This is a genomic window from Streptomyces sp. NPDC057694 (assembly GCF_042799415.1).
Classification (GTDB): Bacteria; Actinomycetota; Actinomycetes; order Streptomycetales; family Streptomycetaceae; genus Streptomyces.
Genome location: NZ_JBHVIX010000004.1, coordinates 3583 through 11267 on the forward strand (window position 1 = coordinate 3583; position 7685 = coordinate 11267).

General features: G+C 70.1%; 5 protein-coding genes. 4 read left to right on the forward strand and 1 reads right to left on the reverse strand.

Features of this window, described 5'->3' with window-relative positions:
* Positions 1–145: 145 nt before the first annotated feature.
* Positions 146–2434, reverse strand: coding sequence for an FAD-dependent oxidoreductase (locus ACFVDP_RS12230; protein WP_383487391.1), 2289 nt, complete (start codon positions 2432–2434; stop codon positions 146–148).
* A gap of 364 nt (positions 2435–2798) precedes the next feature.
* Between ACFVDP_RS12230 and ACFVDP_RS12235 the strand changes: the two genes are divergently transcribed.
* The 4 genes from ACFVDP_RS12235 to ACFVDP_RS12250 all read left to right on the forward strand — a co-directional run bounded on the left by ACFVDP_RS12235 (position 2799) and on the right by ACFVDP_RS12250 (position 7547).
* A complete protein-coding gene (locus ACFVDP_RS12235) occupies positions 2799–3725 on the forward strand; it encodes a carbohydrate ABC transporter permease (RefSeq protein WP_383487394.1) in 927 nt (308 codons plus the stop codon).
* Complete coding sequence (locus ACFVDP_RS12240; protein WP_383487396.1) at positions 3725–4687, forward strand: carbohydrate ABC transporter permease; 963 nt, start codon at positions 3725–3727, stop codon at positions 4685–4687. The genes ACFVDP_RS12235 and ACFVDP_RS12240 overlap by 1 nt, the downstream gene beginning before the upstream one ends.
* A gap of 100 nt (positions 4688–4787) precedes the next feature.
* Positions 4788–6089: an ABC transporter substrate-binding protein gene (locus ACFVDP_RS12245; protein ID WP_383487399.1), complete on the forward strand. Its 1302-nt coding sequence runs from the start codon at positions 4788–4790 to the stop codon at positions 6087–6089.
* 156 nt (positions 6090–6245) lie between these two features.
* Positions 6246–7547 (forward strand): BNR-4 repeat-containing protein, encoded by a 1302-nt coding sequence (locus ACFVDP_RS12250; protein WP_383487402.1) that lies wholly within the window; start codon positions 6246–6248, stop codon positions 7545–7547.
* Positions 7548–7685: the final 138 nt, after the last annotated feature.

Consider the following 7685-nt stretch of genomic DNA (forward strand, 5'->3'; position numbering starts at 1 on the left):
GTCGCCTGGACCGCGCGGATCCTCCGGGCGCGCGGCGTCCCGCCGCGCAGCCTGCTGCCCGCCCCCTCGTTCCCCTGCCCCCACCCTAGACACTTCCCCCCCATCCCCCCCCCCCCTTTGCCCCCTTCCCCGTACCCCCTGAGCGCTACGCGCCGTACGCCTTGAACGCGGTCACGTGCGCGCGCCGCGCCCCGTGCGTGGCGTCGACCACGATCCGCAGCGCGTCGGTGCGCACGGGCTCACCGTCCGCGCCGGCCAGTGGGTGCACGCGGTGGCGGCGGCGGTTGCCGGTGACCGTCAGCAGGGTGTGCCAGGTGCCGTCGGCGTCGCGGCTCTGGAGGCGGTAGTCGCGGACCAGTTCCGGCATCACTTCGAACGGGGTGCGGTGCCGGTGGAGGTTGTTGAGGTATTCGTCGACGTCGTCGTCGAAGACCACCCGGGCCTCGGTGAGCGACTGCTCGTGGTCCCATTCGAGGCGCAGCCACTCCTCGTCGGCCGTCGGCTCGGAGACCCACATCTGCGGGCCGCCGTAGGCGCGCTGGAACCCTCCGACGACCCGCTCCGGGCGGAACGCCGACGTGTCGGGGCTCGCCCGGAACGCGAAGGTCTGCCGGCGCAGCCCGCGAGCCTGCCACTCCAGGACGAGCTGACCGTCCTCCTCGGGGATGTCGTGGTCGACGGCCGCGTCGCCCTCGACGCGGCTGCGCAGCGCGAGCACGCCGTCGGTGCGCTCGGGCACGAGGACGAGCGCGGTGCCCGGTTCGGCCCGCACGATGACGACGACGTTCTCCGGGGTCTCGGGGCGGTGGTCGAAGCGGGCCGTGACCCAGTGCGGGCCGTCGGCCGGCACGGTCACGGTGGTGGTCAGCAGGTGGTCGACGGGGACCGCGTTCTCGGGGTGGCCCGTGCCCCACAGCTCCACGGTGAGTTCGCGCTCCGCTCCGTCGGCGGCGCCGTGGACGAGCAGGTCGACGGTGTCCAGGGCCGGGTCCACCGGCAGCAGCAGCCCCAGGTCCCGGGTGAGGGGGTAGGGCTCGCCGGGCGCCGCTTCCGTCGGCTCCGCGGCCAGTCGGGCGAGGTGGCCGGCGGCGCTGACGCGTGCGGTGCGGGCCAGGTTGTCGGGGTCGTCGTCGGCGAGACCGATGACGGAGGCGTCCTGGCGCAGCAGAGCGCGGCGCATCAGCTCGGGGCGCTTGGTGGCCAGTTCGCGCGGGCTGAGGCCCTCGCCGACGCAGAGCGCGGCGGCGGTGCCCGCCGCCTCGCCGATCGTGGCGCAGGTGGCCATGACGCGGGTGGCGCCGAAGGCGATGTGGGTGGCGGAGATGTTGCGCCCGGCGAACAGCAGGTTCGTGACGTTCACCGAGTACAGGGAGCGCAGCGGGATGTGGAAGACGCCGTCCGCGTAGCGCTGGCGGGCGCCGGGCTCGTCGGCGTACATGCCCTGCACGGGGTGGAGGTCGACGGACCAGCCGCCGAAGGCGATCCGGTCGGCGAACTGGCGCTGTTCGAGGATGTCCTGCTGGGTGAGGACGTAGTCGCCCAGGAAGCGGCGGTACTCGCGCTTGCCGGGCAGGGAGCCGACCCACTCCAGGGTGAGGTTGGCGGCGTCGGGGAACTCGCCGGAGTTCTTGATGTGGTCCCAGATGCCCATGATGACGGCCTGGAGCTCGTCCCGGATCCGCTCGTTGTCGTGGACGGTGTCCAGCTCGCCGCCCCACTCGATCCACCAGTAGTCGCAGCCGTTGTCCCCGGTGCGCAGGACGCGGTTGCGCAGGATGGGTGTGGTGGTCAGGTCCCGGGCGTAGGCGGGCGGGACGAACTTCACGGGGTGGCCGGCGTCCTTGGTGTGGAACAGGATCGTCGAGCCGAGCAGCGCCTCGTCGCCCTCCTCGGGGGCCCACGGCTCGTCGAACTCGGCGCGGGCCTCGCGGCCGATGCGGTAGCGGGCGCCGGCGAGGTGGCCGAGCAGTCCGTCGCCGGTGCAGTCGAGGAACTGCTGTGCGTGGAAGGTGATGCGCCGCTCGGATCCCATCATCCAGCCGGTGCAGGAGTGCACCTCGCGTGCGTCGTCGGGGCCGCTCGCCTCGGCCTCGCGCACGTCCGTGTTGAGGTACAGGTCGATGTTGGGTTCGGCGAGGACGGCGTCGAGGACGACCTGGTCCCAGTAGTAGGGGTTGCCCTCGGGGTTGCGGAACTGGTTCTCGGTGTACAGCTCGCCCATGATGCCGGTCTCGCGCGCCCATCGGTGCACGCCGTGTGCGGTGGCGCCGCAGACCCAGACGCGGACCTCGCTGCTGGCGTTGCCGCCGAGCACCGGGCGGTTGTTGACCAGCGCGACGCGTCGGCCGAGCCGGGCCGCGGCGATGGCCGCGCAGGTCCCCGCCAAGCCGCCGCCGATGACGGCGATGTCGTAATGGACCTCTTCTTCCCGCACGGAGCGGCCTCCTTGATGTGACGCGGTGTGGCGCGATGTGAAGCGCGGATACTCCCCGCCGGAACGGGACGGCCTCGAACGTACATCACATGCATATTGTGCAACCACTGTTCAGCCAGTGGGATCCGTTGTAAGTTTCCGACGCAGCCGCGGACACGGCTGGCACGAGCCGCTTTTGTAAGTTCATGGCAGGTGGGGCGAGTTCGCCGGTCCTGCGCAGAACCGGCGATTCACCGACCAAAAGGGTTGACGCCGTCGCACGATATGGAGAACGATCCCGCATGCTGCAACTTGCGTTCAATGGAGCATGGATGGCGTTCACACAGGGCCCCGGCGCTCCCGCCCCGTTCGAGAGGACACACCCATGAGTACGGCCGCACCTCCCCGGAAGGCCACGCCCGCGCGTGAGCGGACCGGCGGACGGCTCTCCAACGGCGCGTTCGCCCTCCTGCTGACCGCACCGGGACTCGCCCTCTTCGCGGCGATCATCATCTATCCGCTGATATCGGCCCTGTTCACCGGCTTCTTCAAGCAGGACCTTCGGCTGCCGGGCCGTGAGTTCGTCGGCCTGGAGAACTTCACGTACTGGCTGGACGGCGACTTCCTCACCATCCTCAAGCAGACGCTGATCTTCACCGTCGGTGCGACGGTCGTCCCCTTCGTGCTCGGCTTCGCCCTCGCCCTCGCCCTGAACACGGGTCTCAAGGGCAGCGGCTTCATGCGCGGGCTGTTCCTCTTCCCCTGGGTGATCCCGGGTGTCGTGGTCTCCTTCCTCTGGATGTGGATCTTCAACGCCAACTACGGCGTTCTGAACGGCGTCCTCATGAAGGCGGGCCTCATCGAGGACTCGGTCTCCTGGCTGGGCCAGCCCGGCACCGCCATGCTCGCCGTGATCATCACCAAGACCTGGGCGAGCTTCCCCTGGATGATGGTGATGCTCCTCGCCGGTCTGCAGACCGTGCCCCGGGAGCTGCACGAGGCGGCCTCGATGGACGGCGCGGGCTCGATCCGGCGGTTCTTCAACGTCACCTGGCCGCAGGTGCGCGGGGTGGCCTCGATCGTGCTGCTCCTGGAGTTCATCTGGAACTTCCAGCACTTCGACACCATCTACGTGCTCACCGGCGGCGGGCCCGCCGGATCCACGGAGACCTTCGCGACCGCCGTCTACCAGACCGCCTTCAAGGGCTTCGACATCGGCCGGGCGACCGCGCTGGGCGGGCTGTGGATGCTGCTCCTGCTCGTGCTCGTCGTCGTCTACCTCAGGATCACCGAGCGGAAGGGCGACGCCTGATGACCACCACGACTCCCATGACCTCCTCCCAGCTGTCCGAGACGGACCAGCGCCCCGGCACCGGACAGCCGTCCGGCACCGGCGCGGCGCGGACGCCCTCCGCCGCCACCGGGCACACCTCGCGGCGCCGGATGCGCAAGGACGTGCTGCGCTCCAAGATCGCCGCCTGGACCGCGGTCGTCGTCATCGGCTGCTTCGGCCTGCTGCCGGTGTACTGGCTGCTCGCCACCGCGCTGAGCACGCCCGAGTCGACGTTCCAGTTCCCGCCGAAGCTGATCCCCACCGACCTCACGCTGGACAACTTCACGGCCCTCGCCGAGAACGACCAGTTGATCAAGTACCTGATCAACTCGATGATCGTCGCCACCATCACCGCCGTCCTCAGCGTGATCGTCGCGACCTACATGGGCTACTCGTTCTCGAAGTTCCGCTACCGCGGCCGCCGTTCCCTGATGCACATGGTGCTGGCCTCGCAGATGTTCCCGCAGGCACTGCTCCTGGTGACGCTGTACGCCGTCTTCTCCAGCTTCGGCCTGCTGAACACGTACACCGCGCTGGTGCTGTCGTTCACCACGTTCACGATGCCGCTGTGCGTGTGGATGCTGAAGGGCATCTTCGACACCATCCCGGACGCCCTCCTCGAAGCGGCCTCCATCGACGGCGCCTCCCGCTGGCGCACCCTGCACTCCATCGTGGCGCCGCTGGCCGCGCCCGGCATGATCGCCGCGGGCCTGTTCGCCTTCGTGCGCGGCTGGAACGACTTCATCTTCGCGGTGACGCTGGCCGACAAGGAGAAGCAGACGCTGCCGCCCGGCCTGGTCTCCACCTACATCGGCGAGTTCCAGACCGCGTGGCCCGAGCTGATGGCCGCCTCGCTGGTCGTCTCCGTCCCGGTGGTCATCGCCTTCATGTTCCTCCAGCGCTACCTGGTCGGCGGCATGACCGCGGGCTCGGTCAAGTGACCGCCCGCACCCTCCCGAAAAGCCTCAGCTGAACCCGCGCGGGCCCGGCCCGCACGCGCCCCCACACTTCCCTTCCGTTCCACTCCCCCATGGAGACACCATGACCACCAATGGCATCAGCCGGCGCGGCGCCCTGCGCATGTTCGGTATCGGAGCGCTCGGTGTGGCGGGCGCGGGCGTGCTCGGCGCCTGCGCGCCGTCCGGCGCCAGCACCTCCTCCAACGGCGGCGACACCAAGTCGAAGAACTTCGACTTCACCTCCTGGTCGCTGAACGAGGAGGCCGCCAAGCCGTCGATCGAGAAGATCATCAAGGCGTGGGAGACGGACCAGAAGTCGAAGATCCGCGCGGTCTCGTACCCGTACAACGAGTACCTGAGCCAGCTCACCCTCAAGCTCGGCGGCGGGGAGACCACCGGCGCGGTGCACCTGGACATCGCGTGGCTCGCCGCGGTCGCCCAGATGGGCAAGCTCGCGGACCTGGGTTCCGTGGCGGGCAAGGGCGGCTACACCGATGTGGCGCTGGACAGCGGCAAGTACGACGGCAAGCAGTACGGCCTGCCGTGGAACACCGGCTCGATCGGCCTGATAGCCAACTCCAAGCTCCTGAAGAAGGCGGGCATCGACGAGCAGCCCACCACCATCGAGGAGTTCGAGGACGCGCTGCGCGCGCTCAAGGGTCTCGGCGGCGGGGTCGTGCCCTACGCCGCGGCGACCAAGGTCGCGCAGCTCAAGGACATCTTCCCGTGGATGCAGACCTTCGGCTGCAAGCTCCTCGACGGGGAGAAGGTGACCATCGGCGACGACGCCTCGATCGACGCCGTGACCTGGTACAAGAAGCTGCACGACCAGAAGCTGATCGCCGCCGACGTGGACCGCTTCGACGCGCGCGCCCTGTTCAGCCAGGGCAAGGCGGCCTTCTACGACGACGCGATCATCGGCAAGGGCGTCACGTCCGCCCAGTCGAAGGACAAGACGCTCGCCGACGCGATGCAGCCGGTGCCGCGCCCGGTGCTGAAGGCCGGTGACACCCCGCAGGCGCTGCTGTGGGGCGGCGTGATCGCGATCGTCAAGGGCAAGGGCCAGGACGCGGCGACGGACTTCGCGCTGCACGCCACGACCGACCCCGAGACGATCGCCCAGTACTTCGTCGAGCGCGCCCTGCCGCCGTCGACGACCGCGGGCCTGGCCGACCCGAAGGTCGCCAAGGACACGTTCACCACCGAGTGGACCGAGAAGATCACCAAGACGGCGACGGGCAGCCCGTTCTGGCAGTTCGCGCAGAACGCCCAGATCGAGGAGGCCGTGGCCAAGCAGGTCCAGGCCGTCCTCGTCGGCAAGTCGAAGCCGAAGGACGCGATGAAGGCGGCCGCCGAGGAGGTCACCGACCTCATCAAGCGCTGATCTCATGAAGCGCTGACCCGGCAGAGGCAAGGGCCCGGTGAACGTCGCACGGCCGTCACCGGGCCCTTCGCTGTCCGCGGAGCCGCCGCTCCCCCATGACCAGGCCTTCGGGCCACTCCTGTTCGGCACCTCACCGCACCCGCGAAGGAGTTCACCATGAGACGACCCACGCTCCGCACGTACGCCGCCGCGACGGCCGCCGTCGCCGCCCTGCTGATGCCCGTATCGGCCGCGAGCGCCGACGGCACGGCGAGTACGGCGGCGGCGACCGTCGAGAAGGTCCCGTACGCGATGGACTCGTCGAACCAGGCCGCCTGGTGGACTCCGGCCGCGACGTACAAGGGCCGCGGCCAGTACACGTACTTCGCGTTCAACGAGCCGGGGGCGACGGCCGCCACGCACCGTCCCGCGATCGCCCGCCGCGACCCGGACGGGGTCTGGAGCAAGCTGCCGCTGCTGAACAGCGACGGTCAGCAGGCCGAGTTCGCCGACGACAACGGCCACAACCAGCCGTCCGTGGCGCGCGACGGCAGCGGACGGCTGCACGTCTTCACGTCCATGCACTGCGACACCTGGCGCTACTACCGCACCACGGCCCCCGGCACCGACGTCACGAACCACGCGAGCGAGCTGCCCGACCAGGGCCAGGGCATCACCTACCCGGTGCTGACCACCGCGCCCAACGGCGACGTCTATCTCGCCGCCCGCGTCGGCTGCGGCAACTCCCAGCGCGACGGCAAGCTCTACCGCTGGAACAACGCGGCGAGCACCTGGAGCGTGGTGGCGACCTTCGGCTCCGCGCTGAACCGGTCCGTCTACCCCGACGACCTCACGGTCGACGCCTCCGGGCGCGTGCACCTGCTGTACGAGTGGGCCAAGGCGCCGGCGTCGGCCTGGCGCCACCAGCTCTCCTACCTGCGCTACGACCCGACGACCGGCCAGTTCGCCGACCATGACGGCGCCGCGGTCACCCTGCCGACCACGCCCGACACCTCCGACGTCATCCAGGGGCTGACCACGGGTGAGGAGTGGAGCATCGACAACGCCGGGTACACCGGCGCGACCGTGCAGAGCGCCAAGCTGACCCTCGACGGGGACACCCCCAAGGTCGCGTACCGCTACCGGTCGGCGGACAGCGGCGGCAACTTCAACGTCTTCTACGCCTACCCGAGCGGCACCGGCTGGGTCCGCAAGACGGTGTACGCGGGCGGCCAGACCACCGCGGCCGTCGGCATCACGTGGGACGAGACGGACGGCAAGCGGATCTACTACGTGACCTCGTCCGGCACCGACCGGGTGTTCGCCGCGACGCAGGCGGCGGACGCCTCCTGGACCGCCGAGTCCGCGGCGCCGGGCGTGAGCGCGGACCGGCTGGCGGTGCGGCGCGACTCGGACGGCAACGACGTGCTGTACCTGCCGGACACCGCGCACAACTCCCTCTACTACGGGGTTCGCTGACCGTCCCCGTCCAGTGCGGGCCCGGGGGGGGGGGGGGGGGGGGGGGGGGGGGAGAGGGGGGGGGGGGGGGGAGGGGGCGAGCAGGAAAGCGAGGAAGAAGGGGAGGGGACGGGGGCAGCGGGGAGGAACAGGAACACG